The 16,283-nt window shown below is 28.5% G+C and carries 15 protein-coding genes and 1 pseudogene; all 16 read right to left on the bottom strand.

Annotated features, from left to right (window positions below; translation table 11 throughout):
* Window positions 1-217: 217 nt before the first annotated feature.
* The 16 genes and pseudogenes from glf to HMPREF1983_RS04405 all read right to left on the bottom strand — a co-directional run bounded on the left by glf (window position 218) and on the right by HMPREF1983_RS04405 (window position 15,955).
* Window positions 218-1,318 (bottom strand): UDP-galactopyranose mutase, encoded by a 1,101-nt coding sequence (gene glf / locus HMPREF1983_RS04335; RefSeq protein WP_021753085.1) that lies wholly within the window; start codon window positions 1,316-1,318, stop codon window positions 218-220.
* A 53-nt stretch (window positions 1,319-1,371) separates the two neighbouring features.
* Window positions 1,372-2,373 (bottom strand): acyltransferase, encoded by a 1,002-nt coding sequence (locus tag HMPREF1983_RS04340; RefSeq protein ID WP_021753086.1) that lies wholly within the window; start codon window positions 2,371-2,373, stop codon window positions 1,372-1,374.
* Between the two features lie 13 nt (window positions 2,374-2,386).
* Window positions 2,387-3,577: a hypothetical protein gene (locus HMPREF1983_RS04345; protein ID WP_040460996.1), complete on the bottom strand. Its 1,191-nt coding sequence runs from the start codon at window positions 3,575-3,577 to the stop codon at window positions 2,387-2,389.
* Window positions 3,574-4,419 carry a LicD family protein gene (locus HMPREF1983_RS04350; protein ID WP_115834608.1) on the bottom strand — a complete coding sequence of 282 codons (846 nt, stop codon included), beginning with the start codon at window positions 4,417-4,419 and terminating at the stop codon, window positions 3,574-3,576. The genes HMPREF1983_RS04345 and HMPREF1983_RS04350 overlap by 4 nt, the downstream gene beginning before the upstream one ends.
* Before the next feature lie 13 nt (window positions 4,420-4,432).
* Window positions 4,433-5,407, bottom strand: a complete 975-nt coding sequence (locus HMPREF1983_RS04355; protein WP_281170866.1) for a Gfo/Idh/MocA family protein — start codon at window positions 5,405-5,407, stop codon at window positions 4,433-4,435.
* Window positions 5,381-5,758, bottom strand: a pseudogene (locus HMPREF1983_RS07960) (FAD synthase family protein); the annotation flags it as partial. The gene HMPREF1983_RS04355 and the pseudogene HMPREF1983_RS07960, both read right to left, overlap by 27 nt.
* 13 nt (window positions 5,759-5,771) lie before the next feature.
* Window positions 5,772-6,845, bottom strand: coding sequence for a pyridoxal-phosphate-dependent aminotransferase family protein (locus tag HMPREF1983_RS04360; RefSeq protein WP_021753090.1), 1,074 nt, complete (start codon window positions 6,843-6,845; stop codon window positions 5,772-5,774).
* Window positions 6,838-7,695, bottom strand: a complete 858-nt coding sequence (locus HMPREF1983_RS04365; RefSeq protein WP_021753091.1) for a LicD family protein — start codon at window positions 7,693-7,695, stop codon at window positions 6,838-6,840. The genes HMPREF1983_RS04360 and HMPREF1983_RS04365 overlap by 8 nt, the downstream gene beginning before the upstream one ends.
* On the bottom strand, window positions 7,676-8,539 hold the full coding sequence (locus HMPREF1983_RS04370) for a LicD family protein (protein WP_021753092.1): 864 nt from the start codon (window positions 8,537-8,539) through the stop codon (window positions 7,676-7,678). The genes HMPREF1983_RS04365 and HMPREF1983_RS04370 overlap by 20 nt, the downstream gene beginning before the upstream one ends.
* 11 nt (window positions 8,540-8,550) lie before the next feature.
* Window positions 8,551-9,618: a glycosyltransferase gene (locus tag HMPREF1983_RS04375; protein ID WP_021753093.1), complete on the bottom strand. Its 1,068-nt coding sequence runs from the start codon at window positions 9,616-9,618 to the stop codon at window positions 8,551-8,553.
* A 215-nt stretch (window positions 9,619-9,833) separates the two neighbouring features.
* Window positions 9,834-11,195, bottom strand: coding sequence for a sugar transferase (locus HMPREF1983_RS04380; RefSeq protein WP_040461002.1), 1,362 nt, complete (start codon window positions 11,193-11,195; stop codon window positions 9,834-9,836).
* 24 nt (window positions 11,196-11,219) lie between these two features.
* Window positions 11,220-11,915, bottom strand: coding sequence for a polysaccharide biosynthesis tyrosine autokinase (locus HMPREF1983_RS04385; protein WP_021753095.1), 696 nt, complete (start codon window positions 11,913-11,915; stop codon window positions 11,220-11,222).
* Window positions 11,916-11,924: 9 nt separating this feature from the next.
* On the bottom strand, window positions 11,925-12,623 hold the full coding sequence (locus HMPREF1983_RS04390) for a Wzz/FepE/Etk N-terminal domain-containing protein (protein WP_021753096.1): 699 nt from the start codon (window positions 12,621-12,623) through the stop codon (window positions 11,925-11,927).
* Window positions 12,624-12,640: 17 nt separating this feature from the next.
* Window positions 12,641-13,390 carry a CpsB/CapC family capsule biosynthesis tyrosine phosphatase gene (locus HMPREF1983_RS04395; protein ID WP_021753097.1) on the bottom strand — a complete coding sequence of 250 codons (750 nt, stop codon included), beginning with the start codon at window positions 13,388-13,390 and terminating at the stop codon, window positions 12,641-12,643.
* Window positions 13,391-13,393: 3 nt separating this feature from the next.
* Entirely contained in the window at window positions 13,394-14,914 is a 1,521-nt protein-coding gene (gene cpsA, locus HMPREF1983_RS04400; protein ID WP_021753098.1) for an LCP family glycopolymer transferase CpsA, read from the bottom strand.
* A 189-nt stretch (window positions 14,915-15,103) separates the two neighbouring features.
* The gene (locus HMPREF1983_RS04405; RefSeq protein ID WP_021753099.1) at window positions 15,104-15,955 is read right to left on the bottom strand and encodes a diacylglycerol/lipid kinase family protein; all 852 of its coding nucleotides are present in this window, start codon (window positions 15,953-15,955) and stop codon (window positions 15,104-15,106) included.
* Window positions 15,956-16,283 lie beyond the last annotated feature (328 nt).

Below are 16,283 nucleotides of genomic sequence, written 5' to 3' on the forward strand. Positions count from 1 at the left end.
TAAGTCCCCTTTTCAAAATTTTCGTAACTTTTTATTGAAATTATTTGTTTTATACAAAATTTTTTGTTGATTATTTTTTGTAGCGATAACGATAAAATGTTTTTCATTTTACTTGGAGATTTTTGAGCCTTAGTCAAAATCAACTCATAAATAAGTCAATTATAGGTAGCTGTTTCATCACAAACCTTTGTTGGAAATTTACCCTAAAACAAACCCGCTACTTTCCTAATTCATTTTTCACCACATCTAATACTCGTTCAATTACTACGTGCATATCGTAATATTTATAATCTGCAAGACGCCCACAAAAAATAACATTATTTTTTTTATTCGCCTCTTCTAAGTATTTTATATATATCGCATTATTTTTTTCATCATTAATTGGGTAATATGGTTCGTCTCCATGTTGCCAACTAGTTGAATATTCACGTGTAATAACAGTTTTTTCTTGAGTTCCATATTCAAAATGTTTATGCTCAATAATTCTGGTATATGGTATTTCTCGTTCGGTATAATTAATAACCGCATTCCCTTGAAAATTATCTTCATCTAATATCTCATGTTCAAAACGAAGACTTCTGTATTCTAATTCACCGTATTTATAATCAAAATATTGATCTATCATTCCGGTGAAAACTACTTTTTCAGCACAGTCTTCTAATTCCTGTCTATTTTTAAAGAAATCTACATTCAACTCCACTTCTACATTCTTTAACATATTTTCAATAATAACGTTGTATCCACCAATAGGTATACCTTGATAACGATCATTAAAATAATTATTATTAAACGTAAATCTTACAGGTAACCGTTTAATGATAAACGACGGTAATTCTGTAGCACTTCTTCCCCATTGTTTTTCCGTATACCCTTTGATTAGCGTTTTATATACATCTGTTCCAATCAATTTTATCGCTTGTTCCTCAAGATTTTTGGGTTCACTATCTTTCAAATGTACCGTTTGCTCCGCTATTTTAGCTTTTACTTCAGCCGGAGTTTTAGTACCCCATAAAGCATAAAATGTGTTCATATTAAATGGTAGATTATACAATTTCCCTTTATAATTTGCTACCGGTGAATTTATATAGTTATTAAATTCGGCAAATTGATTGACATAATCCCACACTTCCTTGTTTGAAGTATGAAAAATATGTGCTCCATACTTATGCACGTTAATACCTTCTATGTTTTCACAATAAATATTCCCACCAATATGACTTCTCTTATCTATTACTTTTACTTTTTTCCCTTTTTTCGTTGCTTCATAGGCGAAAATTGCACCTGAAAGTCCCGCACCTACTATTAAATAATCGTACATGTTAAAACCCCTTTTAATAATATTCAAAAATATATTTTAGTTATATTATCAACTTATATCTTAATAATATTCTTTAAAATCGGAATTCTATATATCATCTCCGATATTAAAAGACTTATTCCTATCGTTAATCCGAATACCAATATTGTATCATACCAATGTCCTATTTTTATAACCTTCACTAAGAATTTTATCACATAAGTATGCAATATGTATACTCCCATCGTTAAAGCGGACAAATGATAAATAGTATTTTTGTAGTTTTGTTTAATCGTAGAAAAATCCAACTTTAAAAATATAATAAAGATACCTACGCTGAGAATTTTTACAAATAAGCTGTCATAAAAATACTCTGCAAAAATATTATGATGAACACTTTTTGCTACAGAGTATAAAAATATTGGAGAAACAAATAACATAATTAAGAAAAAACATGTTATATATTTATTTATTTTAATCTTAATCATGAGTTCTTTTCTACCACCTATGTAACCACCAACGATATAGTAAAAATACCATGTCCATAATCTTAAAGTTTGTGGAATGTATCTTTGTATCGGCTCTGCTACCACAGATAAATTAATAATTTCTATTATTATTCCTACTCCCAACAATAACAACAATATTCTCAAATAATTTTTTTTATTACTTAGTAACTTCTTTAAATACGGTAATGTTAAATATATTATTATTAATGATCCGAAGAACCAAAATTGAAAAAAATAACCCCTTTGCAATAAAGAACCAACAATTTTCTTTATAGGATTACTATAGAAATCTCTCTTCATTATCCATAAAATAATATTCCAACTAAACACTACAATTAATATATTTTTTATTTTTATAGTCAAATATTTATATGATAAATTTAATTTATTCAATAAAAAATAACCATTAATCATAAAAAATAATGGTACAGAAAATGTACCCATATAATATAAGTACGCACTCACATTATTACCGGCGAAAAAATCAAAACCTAATATCATAACATGTAATAAGACAATACCCAAACATGCTATAATTTTCAACATATCTATAGTAATATCTCTCATAAATTTTTTCTCCTTAGTAATTTAAGTTACGTTGTTTTTTACGAATATTAATAAATTTTGTTGAGCTATTGTAATATATATATCCTAAAATAAACCAAAAAGTATTATAATAAGGATATATAATTAAGTCATCTATAATCCCATGAATAGCCAGCAATGCAAATATTACCAATAAATAATTATCTTTTAATTTAGTTATATAAAACATAACTACAGTCAATATTATTATAAATAAAATTACAAATATAATTCCATATCTTTGTAATATCTGGACATATAAATTATCTACATAATTATATGACGTGAAATTTATTTCTCCATTTACATCTAATCCGTTTCCTACTAAATACAACTTTTTCCAAAATAAGCCATATCCATATGTTTGTATAGAATCTTGACCTAAAGATAACCTTCCTGAAAGCATACTATTTAAGTTGTATTGCCAATTACTCAACATTTTATAATTTATTGTAAAATAAATACTTATTGTTGAACAAATTAAATACATTAACGGGAAAATATAATACAATAATCGCAATTTTATATTAGGAAGATATTTTATAATTATTGCAAATATTATAAAACATAAACTTATAAATGAAGTTAATCTTGAATCTGTATAAATATAAATTAAATAATTTATTAAAAATAATATCCCTAATGTTTTTAGTTTTATTTTTTCTTTGTCTATATATATTTTTAAAAATACTATATTCGAAAAAATAGTAGCTGAATTTAAAGCATATCTAAATCCCAAATATTCTCGAGTTCTATCTGCTTTATTTACGAAAAAATTTTCAATTATGTTAAAGTAACTGCTCACTATTACAAAACCCAAAACAAAACTGCTGATTACTAAAGATATTTGTGCTATTTTTTTAAAGTCTATATTCCTTGCTGAATAGATAAACACTATCATTAGCGGTATTGTTTTTTGTTCTGTATTAGTAGATGCCATAAATGTTATTACAGACGATATTATTACTAACAAAAGTAATATAATATCCTTGTAATTGTACTTATTGTGCGTTAGTTCTTTCAATATCAAAAATAAAAGACATACAATTAGTATTGTTTTATACGTTGCTCCATAAAAATATTTATAATATAACGATGTACTTAAAAGAGAAAACAATAAAAATATACTATATGAAAAATAAAAGCATAGTTGTCCTATATGATTTTTTGATATTCTAATTTTCATTGCTTTTCTCCTAAATTCTTATCAATTCTGTACCCTTTGGAATTATGTGCCACCTGTTTATCCTTTGGAGGTAACTTTCTGTAATTTCCGTACAAATTAGTTAAATATATATCATAATTAGCATACCCTTTAACTTTGTATTTCTCAAAAAGATATTCTTTTTGTGGTAACATTTCTTTTTTTAACCATTTTTCTTTTTTACCGTACATACCTGTTATAATTCCTACATATTCGGCATCTTCAAACTTAACAATTTTGCATACCGACTCTAACAGGTTTACTAAATTGTATGAACCTATCTTCTTCAATATCGGTCTATATAAATTTTTTACTTTTGCACTAAATTTTCCACGTCTACTTGTGTTTTTTCTTTCCACAGAAGTTAATAGTAATCTTCTTAATTGTTTTATGATAAATACTTGTATATTAAATAAAGATTTGTTGCTAGGAATACCATCAACTACAAAAATATCTATTCCTATATACGGACAATCTTCTTTTTCTGCCATTTCATCAATTCTACCTATATCTTTTCTTATATATCTGGAAAAATGACGTGCAAAAGATTTATCTCTATTAGAGATTATCTTTCTGTCATCTGATATAATCAATGAATTGGTTATATTTAACTCCAATAATTTTTCGTAATCCATACGGGGCATAGCAACATCTATATCATCATCCCAAGGTATAAAACCCTGATGTCTTACTGCGCCCAACATCGAACCTCCACATAAATCATACCTTAAATTATATTCTTTACAAAGACTATCAAATTCGATTAATAATTCCAAATATGCTCCCTGCAATTCTTTCAATGTCATTAACTTTATAATCCCCAAAAAATTCTCCTTTCTATTCATATAGACTAACTTTAGCTTGTGAATATTTCTCCATTATATCTAAAAATAGCATACAATATTCCTTGTTGTTTGCATTATTTACATTAATATTATTTATCAATTTTATAAATTCTAACATTAAATAACGGAAACCATTCCCCTTGTATTCATAAAAGTATTTCTTTGTATCTCTTAAATCCTCATATCTTACTTCAAAATAGTCTATTTTCCACCAAGGAGATGGCACATACACATAACCTTTTGTTCCGGTAATAACCAAGTGCCCTTCTGTTTTTATACCTATTCCCGCTTTAAATGTAGCTGTAGCTTTCCCAAAATCCAAGATACCTTTTGTTAGGTAACTGAAATTATTTTTTTCAAAGCTATACATTTTACATTCATCTATATTTTTTCCCAATATGCTGATTATAGGGAACAACATAGTTGAACTCCAATCATAAAAACTTCCTTCATATTTATTTTTAACTACATTATCCATATTATTTAAGATTTGGCTACATGAAATATCTATATCTTTAACCTCTCCTATTATTCCGGATTTCAGCTGTAAAAGAAGATGAGTTAACGCCGGAAAATAACGTGTTTTTTCCGCCTCAAACAAAATTAAACCTTTTTTATAAGCATAATCATATAATTCGATTGCTTCTTTTCTATTCAAAAATAACGGTGGATTACATAATACATGACAATCGTTTTCCAAAGATTCTTTTATCATAGAATAGTGTTTATCCGCAGAACTGTCTATATAAACCGCATCTATACTGTCAAAAAACTCTTTTTTATTTGAATAATACTCTAATTCATCGTTGTTATAACCATATGTATTCTCTTGAGCGTATACAGATTTTACAGATAATGAACCCACGGTAGTGCTTTCTTTGTAAAATCTATCCGTAGTTCTTCCCGTTCCTAAAAAACCTACTTTTAAAATAGGATTTTGTTCTGTTCTTATTTTGGTACTACTAATCCCTTCTGTTCTAGGTAGATATACAACTTCGCAGTATTCTTTTAAATAATCGAATTTACCTACCCAGTCAGAACCTACAGTAAATACGTCTATATCATAACTTTGAATATCTATTATTTTTTGCCCTACATATTCTTCAATTATTATTTCATCAGCTAATCCGGTTTTTCTTATAGCTTCTATACGCTCTGCTAGCGGTTGTTTTACATTTAGCTTCCCTCTCCTCTTATCAAAAGCATCTGCCGTAACTCCAACTATCAGATAATCTCCTAACTTTTTCGCTCTTTCTAAGAGTGCTATATGCCCATGATGTAATAAATCATACGTTCCATATGTTATAACTTTTTTCATCATTATATCCTCACTATTTTAAAATATTTCTTTCTTTCAATTCATATAATGCACGTATCAACTCGTTATTTTTCTCTATCGATAAGTTTCCAATATGACCTACCCTAAATAATTTTTCTCCTAATTCTCCACCATTAGGACAAACCCATATTTTATATTCATCTTTCAGTATATTAAATATGTCTTTTGCAGAACAATTATTGGTCAATAAAGGTGTCACCGTGTTAGATAACTTGTATTTCGGTATTGTTAAAGGTAGTTCTTTTACTTTTTCCCTAAAGTCATTTGCTAATTTTTCTATTTTTTTTCTTTCCGCTTCTACACCGCCCGTAGAAGAAATTTGTTTTAATCGAGCATTTAATTGCAACAATATCCCTACTGCCGGAGTAAATGGTGTTTGCCCTCTCTCGCCATCTTTTAATGCTTTTTTAAAATCAAAATATAGTATGTCGTGATTTATATTTTTTATTCTATCAATCGCTCTTTTACTTAATACAATTATCGCCACACCCGGAGGGCAAGCTAACGCCTTTTGAGAACCTATTATCAAAACATCAATACCATGTTTTATCACATCAATTTCATCTGCTAAAAAAGCACTTATTGCATCAACAATTAAAAATAAATTATTTTCCCTGCAAAATTTACTTATTAATTCTATATCATACAATTTTCCTATAGACGTTTCATCCAAGTTAACTACAAGTACTGTGAAATTTCTATTACTATACTTTTCTAATTTTTCAAGAGTTAATATTTCTTCAAACCCTATAATTACTTCTTCATAATTTAATTTTTTCAAACTGCAAATTTCTGCAAAACGTGTTCCGAAACTACCGCCATTTATTATTAATATCTTATCTTCCGAAGTCAAGGTATTTATTACACTTGATTCCATACCGGCTGTGCCAGACCCTGTTAAAAAAATTACTCTATCATCACCACTCGCATTGGTCAATTCCTTAACCAATTTTTCATTTTCCAACATAATATCGGAAAATTCATTTGTTCTAAAGTATGGTATATCTCCATATGCTTCCATAACTTCCTTTGTTAAATGTACCGGTCCTACCGAAAAATTAATCATTATCTTTTTCTCCTAATTTATATTTTCCTAAATCATATTCTATATATTGATTCCATACTCTTTCTTTTTCCGGGGGGATCTTCATATAATTTCCATATCTTCTCATTAAATAATCGTCATAATTAGAAAATATATAACAATTTCTTCCTTCAAAATTCACAGGAATAAGTTTTTCTACATCACTTCTTTTTTCAATTTCTCCATAAAAGTGAAATTTATCAACCGGTACCGTAACTTCTTTGGAATTATTATTTTTACACATTCTATTCCATACATCATAACGAGTTGCAAGTGTTTCTATTCTTATAAAACTAATCAAACCTCCTATATACTTTCGTATATTTTTATCATCATTTTTTTTATTTTTATATTTTCTTCGACAAGATAGTAAAAAACCTAAAACTAACGAACCTATACCATGAATATGTTTTAATAGTTTATTATCAAAAACATTTTCTATTATAAAAATATCAATAAATACTCCAACATCATCTAAGTCTTGTTCCAACACAGTTCTATATGTAGTCCCTTTAAGTCTTATCTTAGGGATAACACGACCGTAATTTTGTTCTTCCGCCGGATTTAACATAGAGTATTTATGAGAATATTGGGCGCTAATTATATCAATAAATTTTTCAAATCCTTCTCTTGTCATAGCTATATCTATATCGTCATCCCAAGGTATAAATCCTTGATGTCTTACTGCTCCTATGGCACTTCCACCTATTAATACAAAATCTATCTTATTTTTCTCACATATTTCAATAATGTCATCCAATATCACAAGCAATACCCTTTGTATATTTTTTAACTCCGATTCGGTTAACTGCTTAGCTATTTCTTTCATCATCTCTATCTACCTCAACAATAATTGTTTTATGTGCATTCCTATCTTTTTCTTTCGGAAGTTTCATATAATCTCCATATAAGGTTCTTAAATATATATCATATTCTTTCGGCCCTATTACTTTTAAGTTTTCAAAATTATATTCTTCACAACTACTATAGATTTTTTTAGGAAATAACTCATTAAATTTATATGATGTTTGACCCATAAAATTAATTACCCAATCTGATTTTTCATATGGATATTTAGTCAATAATTTATCCAGTTTTATTAATTGATTATTAGTATTAAAATATTTCCCTACCGGAATTACGCTCGCTGCTTTTATAATCACTTTTTCTAAAAAAGAACGATCCGGTCGTTTTGTATTTACTTTTTCTAAACAAGATATGTGATATAATAATCTGTTTACTAGTAATCTTCCTTTGTGGATTTCTCTTTTTATTCTTCCACTAGGCATGCCGTCTAATGGGAAAATATCCACCCAAACATTTTCTATTCTATTATCTTTACTTCCTAATCTTTTGACTTGATGATTTTTATTTACTATTCTTGAAAAATAATAATGATGGTCTGAATTATCATCATATACCCTAAGTTCTAAATTTTTTCCCAAGTATCTTTCTGCATTATTTAAAAAATATTTATATTGTTCCCTTGGTATAGCTATATCAATATCATCATCCCAAGGTATAAACCCCTGATGTCGAACAGCTCCCAGCATTGTTCCACCTTGGATATAATAAGTTATATTCATATTATCAAATATTAGTAATAGTTGTGAAAAAATATCTAAAATTTCTTTCTGCAATGTATTCAAGTTACTATTATTCTTATCGATTTTCATTTTATACCTCACTACAACTCACTAAGAGTCTTATCCAGAACCTTTCCAAAATAGTATCCCTCTCTAATTTTTTGAGATATACTTTTTACATTTTCTAAAATCTCAGAATAACTTTCTATATCAAGTGATATTAATTTTTCTTCTAGTTCACTTAAATTGCTCACAGTAAATCCTAAATTATTATCTTTGATAAAATCTGATATTGCAGCTTCTTTCCAAACAATAACCGGAAGTCCTGCCGCTAAATATAATGACGTCTTATGCGGATTATTAAACTTTAAATATTCTCCTGTATTTCCTGTGCAAGTTTCAAGTGAAATACCATCCCATACTAAACCAAAATCTCCTTTAATATTTTTTATTAAATCATTAGGAGGAAATGAACCAACATATTCAGCATTGTCTGTTAATTTCTCTTTTTTTAGATTTGGTCCATATAGATTAAACATAACTTTTTTAGAGTTTTTTATTAAATCATAGATATAACTGCTTTTACCTTCTGCTAAGTTGCCTGCTATAACAATTGTGTTATATTTTGTTCCAATATTATAACTAGGTTCTATTTCACTAAGATAATCAAATATTTGTAATTCTTCTAATTTTTCTTCTTCTATTCCTGCTTCAACCAAATAATTGTGCATTTTAATATTATGACATATTATTTTGTCGAATTTTTTCAATAATTCCGTATCTGCAAGTTTATTTGTATGTTGATTGTTTTTTATAACTCCATCTATCCCTTTTCTCAAAGATTCCAGATCGTGTATAACAGCTATAAATTTTATTTTTTTATATTTTTGCAGTTTAGGAATAAAAAAATTAGCTACTCTTACACCATACATCGGGTGTTGAAAGATTACCCTATCACCTTTTTTCAACTTCCAGAACATCTTTAACCAATTATACCCTACCACAAAAAATAGCCACGCTTTTTGATAAAATTTACTTTTATATGTAGGAAATTTAGGAAATAAAATTTCTCCTATTCCTCTTTTTTTAGCTATATTAGAAATATCTTCAGGAGCTTTTATCCCCGCAGTATCTCTCAATTCTTTCTCTATACTTATACAATAATCCATTTTAACATCTATCCTTATATTATATATTTCACACTCTACATTTTTGTTGTCTCTTCACCTATACTTAATTAAACTCTACACCCCTTTGATTCTTTATCCTGAAAAAATAAATTCTCACAAAAAAACAGAATTAGTCGGTTGTATAATCGACTATAATATTAACTTTAAGCATATTACTCCTTTTCTGACCTTTCACACTTCTTATTCACTTCCCTTTATTTACTTCCTTCTCTTTTTAATACTACCATTATTGTTTTTACAATTATTTTTATATCTAATCTTAATGACCAGTTTTCAATATACTTCATATCAAGTTTTATAACTTCTTCAAAATCCGTTATATCACTTCTACCATTCACTTGCCACATTCCCGTAATTCCCGGTTTTACCCTCATTCTCTTAAAGTGATGCAAATTGTATTTTTCATATTCATCTACTGTTGGCGGTCTTGTCCCTACCACACTCATATCACCCTTTAAGACATTTATAAATTGTGGCAACTCATCTAATGACCAATCTCTCATTTTCTGACCGAACGGGAAAACCCTCGGATCATTGTCCATTTTAAACATAAGATTTGTCGTGTGTTCATTCTGTACTAATAACTCTCTTTTTCTTTCTTCTGCATCAAGGTACATACTTCGAAATTTATAAATTTCAAATCTTTTCCCGTTTTGTCCTATTCTTACTTGTTTAAATATTAACGGTCCGGGTGACTGTCTTCTCACCTTAGGATAAATTATCACAGCTACCAATGCTGTCAAAATTGTCCCTGATATTCCTAGGGTAATATCTATTACTCTTTTTAATATCATTTGCCTTAATGTTGATATTTTTATTGCCGATGTAAGATATACATCATCTCCTTGAAAAGTTAATGTTGAATTACTTTTTATTCCCTTAAAAATCGGGGTTATATTAATTTTTAACGGTATTCCTAAAATATCAAAAACTTCCAAAATTTCTGCAACGTTTGATTCATGGCTGACATTAGCATAAATCTCATCGACTCTATTGTGGGATAAGAACTCTCTCATTTCCTCCATATTGTGAACAATAGGTATATTATTATAAATTTTCTTTTCAGAATTATTAAAATAGGCTACTACCTGATAGTTGGTAGGAAAAGCACCAAACTTATTAAGATCTTCAAAATTTGATAAAATAATTATTTTTCTACTATCATCACGATATTTTACATTTATTATTTTAGCTATTGTTCTAAATACATAAATAATAATAAATAGTGCTACACTAAAAATCGGAAGCGATAAGTCTTTAATAGATATTAATAGCATAGTATTGTGAAATACTACTAAATATAACAAAAAAAGTGATATTAATTTTAAAACATATAAAAACGTAGACTTTAATTCTAATAAATACCCTCTATCCGTTATCGTCCAGTATTCTTCTGAAAATAGTGAAATACTTAATGCTATTAAGGACAATACAAAGAAGAAATATAGATTGTATTTACCCGAAATAGAATCGAAACACATCATGTATGAAATGAACAGTGCTAATATATCAAATACTAAAAACAAAACCTTATTATTTCTTCTTACATAATACATATTTTTTCCCTATTAAATTTGTTATTAATTTTCTTTCCCATACTCTCCGTAACCTCCATATGCACCATATCCACCATAGGTTACTTCTTTCACATCTACTTTATTTAAAATTACACCGAGAAATTTTGAACCTGCTTTTTCCAGTTGTTCTTTTGATTTTTCTAATACTTTTTTCTTAATTTTATTTGATTCTACAACTATTGCAAAACCATCGCATTTTCGGGAGATAATTGCGGCGTCCACTACTGCCCCGATTGGTGGAGTATCAATAATTATATAATCATAATATTCTTTAAAGACATCTATCATAATATTAAAGTTTCGATTTTGTAATAGTCCTGTAGGATTTGGTGGTACTTGTCCTGCCGGAATAATATTTAAATTATTGACATCCGTTTCATAAATAATGTCCTCAATCGGTGATGATCCCGATAAATAATTTGTCAAACCATTTATTTTGTTTTTAAATTTGAATCTACCTGCCATTACCGATTTACGAGTATCGGCATCTATTAATACTGTTTTAAGCCCAAGTTCTGCTAATGAGATAGCCAAATTTATTGACACCGTACTTTTTCCTTCGTTCTCACTTGTTGATGTTATGGCTATTACTTTAATATCTTTACCAAGAAATTGCACATTTGTTCTTAACGCATTGTAATATTCTTTTATAGATGAATCTACGATTCTTTCGTTATTCAATACACTTATTTCTGCCATAGTATCCTCCTATTTTTTATTTCCTTTTGTATCAGGTATTATCCCTAACAACACCATATCTAATCCTTCTTCTATATCTTCAGGTCTACGTATTCTATCGTCCAGTAATTCTAATAGTATAACACCTAATACCGATATGATAAAACCTAATACTGTAGCCAAAACAGCATTTTTCACTATATTCGGCGAACTCGGTACCACTGCCGGTTTTGCTTCTTCCAATGTTGTTACATCATCAATTTTTGTTACTTCTTTAATTTTAGCGGCTGATACTTCTTTTACAGCGTTCGCTAATTTACTAGCCACTTCCGAATCTTTATCGGTTACCGAAATAGAAATAATACGAGTATCTTTCGGGGCGTCTACATTAATTTTTGAAGCTAATGCTTTTGTCGACAATGTCAAACCGTTCTGTGAAATAACATCTTCCAATACTTTATTAGAAAGAATAATCTCTTTATAGTCTTTTACCAAAAGCGTTCCCAGTTGAACATCTTGTGTTGTTATTGCTTTGTTATCATTTTTTTGATTAACAACATATACTTTAGTTGTACTTTGGTACTTCGGTGTTACAACAAATAGGCTGTAAGCTAACGCCACCGCCGTAAATGTTAGCGAAATTACCGCTATAACTAATTTTTGACTCCATAACTTTCTCAATAGAAATAGTATATCTATTTGCACAAAATCTTGTTCGTTGTTGTTCATTATTATTTCCTTTCGCTTTATATAATTTTATTCATTAGTAGCCTTTCGGCATTTTTTTCAAATAATTCATAAGCCACTGTCGTTCCGTATTTCTTTTCTATTATATCGTATGCTTCTTTCATATGAGGTCTTCGTAAGGTCATATTGTGCATATCAGATGCTATAAAATGTACGAACTCGCCGTCCAAATATTTTTTTGCACGCTTTTTATAGTGTTTATGTTTATCGCCAAATAGTTTCGTTTTTAAGACACTTGTCGCATTAACCTGCATATAACACCCCATATTTATTAATTCTTGAACATGATTTAAATCTTTTTCAAGACAAGCGTATCTTTCTATATGAGCTATCACCGGAGATAATCCTAATAAGATTATTCCGTTCAACGCTTTGTACATTTCTCTATAGCTGATTCCGTAAGAAAATTCTACCAATATATAATCAGTACCTGCCAATGTTGGATATTTTCTACTTTCAATATTAGCGAGTTCCCCTTCCTTGTAGAAAATCTCACTCCCCAAATAAACATTCAAATCTTCCGAAATATTTTTAGCTATTTTTTCTACTTCTTTAAAATTTTCTTTTATGGTTTCGATACTTTCTTCAAACATCCCGCGTCTGCGGTGAGGTGTCGCTATTATCGTTCCGACACCTTGGTTAAAGCTTTCTCTAAGGAGATCTTCAGTATCTTCTTTTGTTTTAGCTCCATCATCCACTCCAAATACAATATGGGAGTGAATATCTATCATCCTGTGTGAATCTTTCATTAATTATTTCCCATCCAATACATTTTTAATATTTTCACTAACTTCTTTTAAACTGTTATTATCTATTTGTGTCATATAAAGATTAGCCCCCGGCATTGCATATGACGGTAGTCCCATTGTACCATGTCCTGTTAAGGCTTGTGATGATACGGTGTAATCTTTTCCTGCACTAAGTTGCTCATTTGCCAAACTCATCGCTGTTTCTAACGGCATGTTAGTTTGGATAGATTCGTTAAGTTCTTTAATTATACTGTTATAGTTTGCTAGTCCTTCTTTAGAAGAAAGTTTTTTGATAATTGCCGTAATAACTTTTTCTTGATTTTTACCACGGTCATTATCTCCGCCGGTTAAACCGTAACGTTCTCTAACAAAAGCAAGAGCATGTTGTGAGTCAAGATGAACCACACCGGGACTGAAATCATAACCGCCAATATGCGATTTGAAACTTTGATCGTTATAAACATCAATTCCTCCAAGCGTGTCAATTAACTTCAAGAAAGATGTAAAATTAAGTCTTGCATAATAATCTATTTTAATACCATATAGATTTTCGAGAGTATGTATTGAAGCATCCACTCCATAAACTCCGGCATGGGTCAGTTTATCATATTGATTATTACCACCGTCTGCAATTTTCACGTAAGAATCACGTGGTGTAGTCGTTAGTAATATTTTCCCGGTATTTTTATTTACAGTCATAATTATATTAACATCTGAACGTGATACCGATGAAATAGGACCGTAAGTATCAATACCGCTGATATAAACGTTAAAGGTATCTCCGGCTTTCGCATTATTTTTTGCAGTTACCGCTTTTGTTATCTTAAATTCGTAAATTTTTTTAGTATTTTCTAAAAACTCCGGATATTGTGCTGTGATGAAACTCTCATATGAACTATTTAATATCATCGCTTGAGTTTCTCCGCTTTTGAGCTGTTCATAACCGGTTACATAGTTTTTTACTTCTACCAAGTTCAAACTTAACTTCTCATTATCACGAATATTTTTCATCAGTTTATTAATATTTTCGCCATCTGCCGAAACGGGTGCGGCTATTTGTTCACCGGCAATATCTTTTAAGTTATTTGCCTTATTATTTTTTAATACTACAACACTCATGGTATATTCATTGACGCCGGCTGTATTGTTCAGATTATTAAATAAGTTTATCGCTGTTCTAAATTGTAAAAACGTAAATATTAATATTACATTTAAAATCAACAAAGCTATGGTTGTAAAAAATTTTGCTTTTCTTTTTATTAATAACACTATAGAAATAATAAATACAAAAATAATTACAGCTAACAGTATATAATTAACACCTCTAAAATTTAAAAAATTATACTTCAGCATGGTGTATCCTACCAGCACCCCGCTTATTAACAGTACAACACTTAATATACCGTTTATAATATCAAATCCGCCTATTTTTCTACCGGATTCCTCTTCGAAATTTCTTCTATTTCTTCTTGACATTTCTCTAATTCCTAACTTTATAAAATTATCTTCTATCCATTCTATCACTTATTTCAACTGTTGTCTATTGCATTAATGTTACACAAATAGGTAGGTACAAAATTTTAAAACATTTCTATAATTTCTATAAATAATTAGAATAGTTCCGAAAGAATTACTTTAATGTTTTAAACTAACTCAAAATATTTACAACAATAACTACACATTACCAAATATAATATTTTTTAAATTTCAATTTTATTTTTTAATTTTATAATATTTCTCTAAACATTTTAACATCAGTTGTTTTTTATTTTTTATTAATTCTCCGTCAACTTGGTAATAATTTTGATTCGTTTTTACTGTTAATGTTTTGGCAGTATATATTTCCACTTTTTTTAATTTATCATGGCGTTTTAATAATAAACACAAATAATTATAAACAAAAAGTGGCGGTTTCATGTTTCTCATAATTAATATATGGAACATGCCGTCTTTACCACTTGCATTATGGGAAAATTTTACTCCTCCACCCTCATAAGGTTGTAACATTACATTTAATAGATACAGTTTAGTAGTTTCTATTTTTTTATTATTAAAGATTATTTCAGCATTATATTTTTTTAAATTTAAAATACTTATAATCCCACAAAATAAATAAATATACTTCCTAAAATATTTTTTAAACTTCGAACTTTCAACCCTTCTGATAACATCAGCGTTAAAACCTATATCAAAACCTGTACAAAATTTTCTTCCGTCTATCTCACCAACATCATAATAAGTGATTTCTCCGTTTTCTAAAAGTTTCGTTACCTTTGATACTTGTTTATCAAGTTGCAAAGAACGACCTAAATCATTTCCTGAGCCACTGGCAAAATAGATAATATTTTCCTTGTGGTAATTATTCATGACTTCGTTTATCGTTCCGTCACCACCTATAACAATAAGATCATCACCTTTTATTTTGTCCATAAGCGATGTTGCATTTTCTTTTTCTGATGTTTTTAATACTTTATAAACTATTCTTTCCTGTTTTAAACAACATTCAAGTTCCGCTAATTTTTTTAGCGAATTTTTATTATTTGAATTAACAATTATCTCAATCATCACATAAATCCTAAACTATATTCTTCTAAACAATTATACCTTAAAAACACTCTACTTTCAAATTTAATATCATTTACTTTAACTTTTTAACAACAAAAAATAGCAGCCAAAAAATAAAAAATAGTGAATTATAAAAATTTCATACCTAATAATTCACTATCTTTCCATTTACAATTTTAGTTTACATATAAATTTTAAATATTATTTTTTATCTAAATATATTTTCTTACTATATTATATTATTTATGGTAAAAAATCTCAAGTCTAAATTGACTTGAGATTGGATAAACAAACTATATTGGCTCAACAAAAAATCGGACTGATAAAA

The sequence above is a fragment of the Gemella bergeri ATCC 700627 genome (genome assembly GCF_000469465.1).
Lineage (GTDB): Bacteria > Bacillota > Bacilli > Staphylococcales > Gemellaceae > Gemella > Gemella bergeri.

What these genes read in the sequence shown, in the direction of transcription:
- glf (WP_021753085.1), bottom strand. Translation starts at nt 1,318, where the DNA reads ATGTACGATTATTTAATAGTAGGTGCGGGACTTTCAGGTGCAATTTTC.
- HMPREF1983_RS04340 (WP_021753086.1), bottom strand. Translation starts at nt 2,373, where the DNA reads ATGAGAGATATTACTATAGATATGTTGAAAATTATAGCATGTTTGGGT.
- HMPREF1983_RS04345 (WP_040460996.1), bottom strand. Translation starts at nt 3,577, where the DNA reads ATGAAAATTAGAATATCAAAAAATCATATAGGACAACTATGCTTTTAT.
- HMPREF1983_RS04360 (WP_021753090.1), bottom strand. Translation starts at nt 6,845, where the DNA reads ATGATTAATTTTTCGGTAGGACCGGTACATTTAACAAAGGAAGTTATG.
- HMPREF1983_RS04365 (WP_021753091.1), bottom strand. Translation starts at nt 7,695, where the DNA reads ATGATGAAAGAAATAGCTAAGCAGTTAACCGAATCGGAGTTAAAAAAT.
- HMPREF1983_RS04370 (WP_021753092.1), bottom strand. Translation starts at nt 8,539, where the DNA reads ATGAAAATCGATAAGAATAATAGTAACTTGAATACATTGCAGAAAGAA.
- HMPREF1983_RS04375 (WP_021753093.1), bottom strand. Translation starts at nt 9,618, where the DNA reads ATGGATTATTGTATAAGTATAGAGAAAGAATTGAGAGATACTGCGGGG.
- HMPREF1983_RS04380 (WP_040461002.1), bottom strand. Translation starts at nt 11,195, where the DNA reads ATGTATTATGTAAGAAGAAATAATAAGGTTTTGTTTTTAGTATTTGAT.
- HMPREF1983_RS04385 (WP_021753095.1), bottom strand. Translation starts at nt 11,915, where the DNA reads ATGGCAGAAATAAGTGTATTGAATAACGAAAGAATCGTAGATTCATCT.
- HMPREF1983_RS04390 (WP_021753096.1), bottom strand. Translation starts at nt 12,623, where the DNA reads ATGAACAACAACGAACAAGATTTTGTGCAAATAGATATACTATTTCTA.
- HMPREF1983_RS04395 (WP_021753097.1), bottom strand. Translation starts at nt 13,390, where the DNA reads ATGAAAGATTCACACAGGATGATAGATATTCACTCCCATATTGTATTT.
- HMPREF1983_RS04405 (WP_021753099.1), bottom strand. Translation starts at nt 15,955, where the DNA reads ATGATTGAGATAATTGTTAATTCAAATAATAAAAATTCGCTAAAAAAA.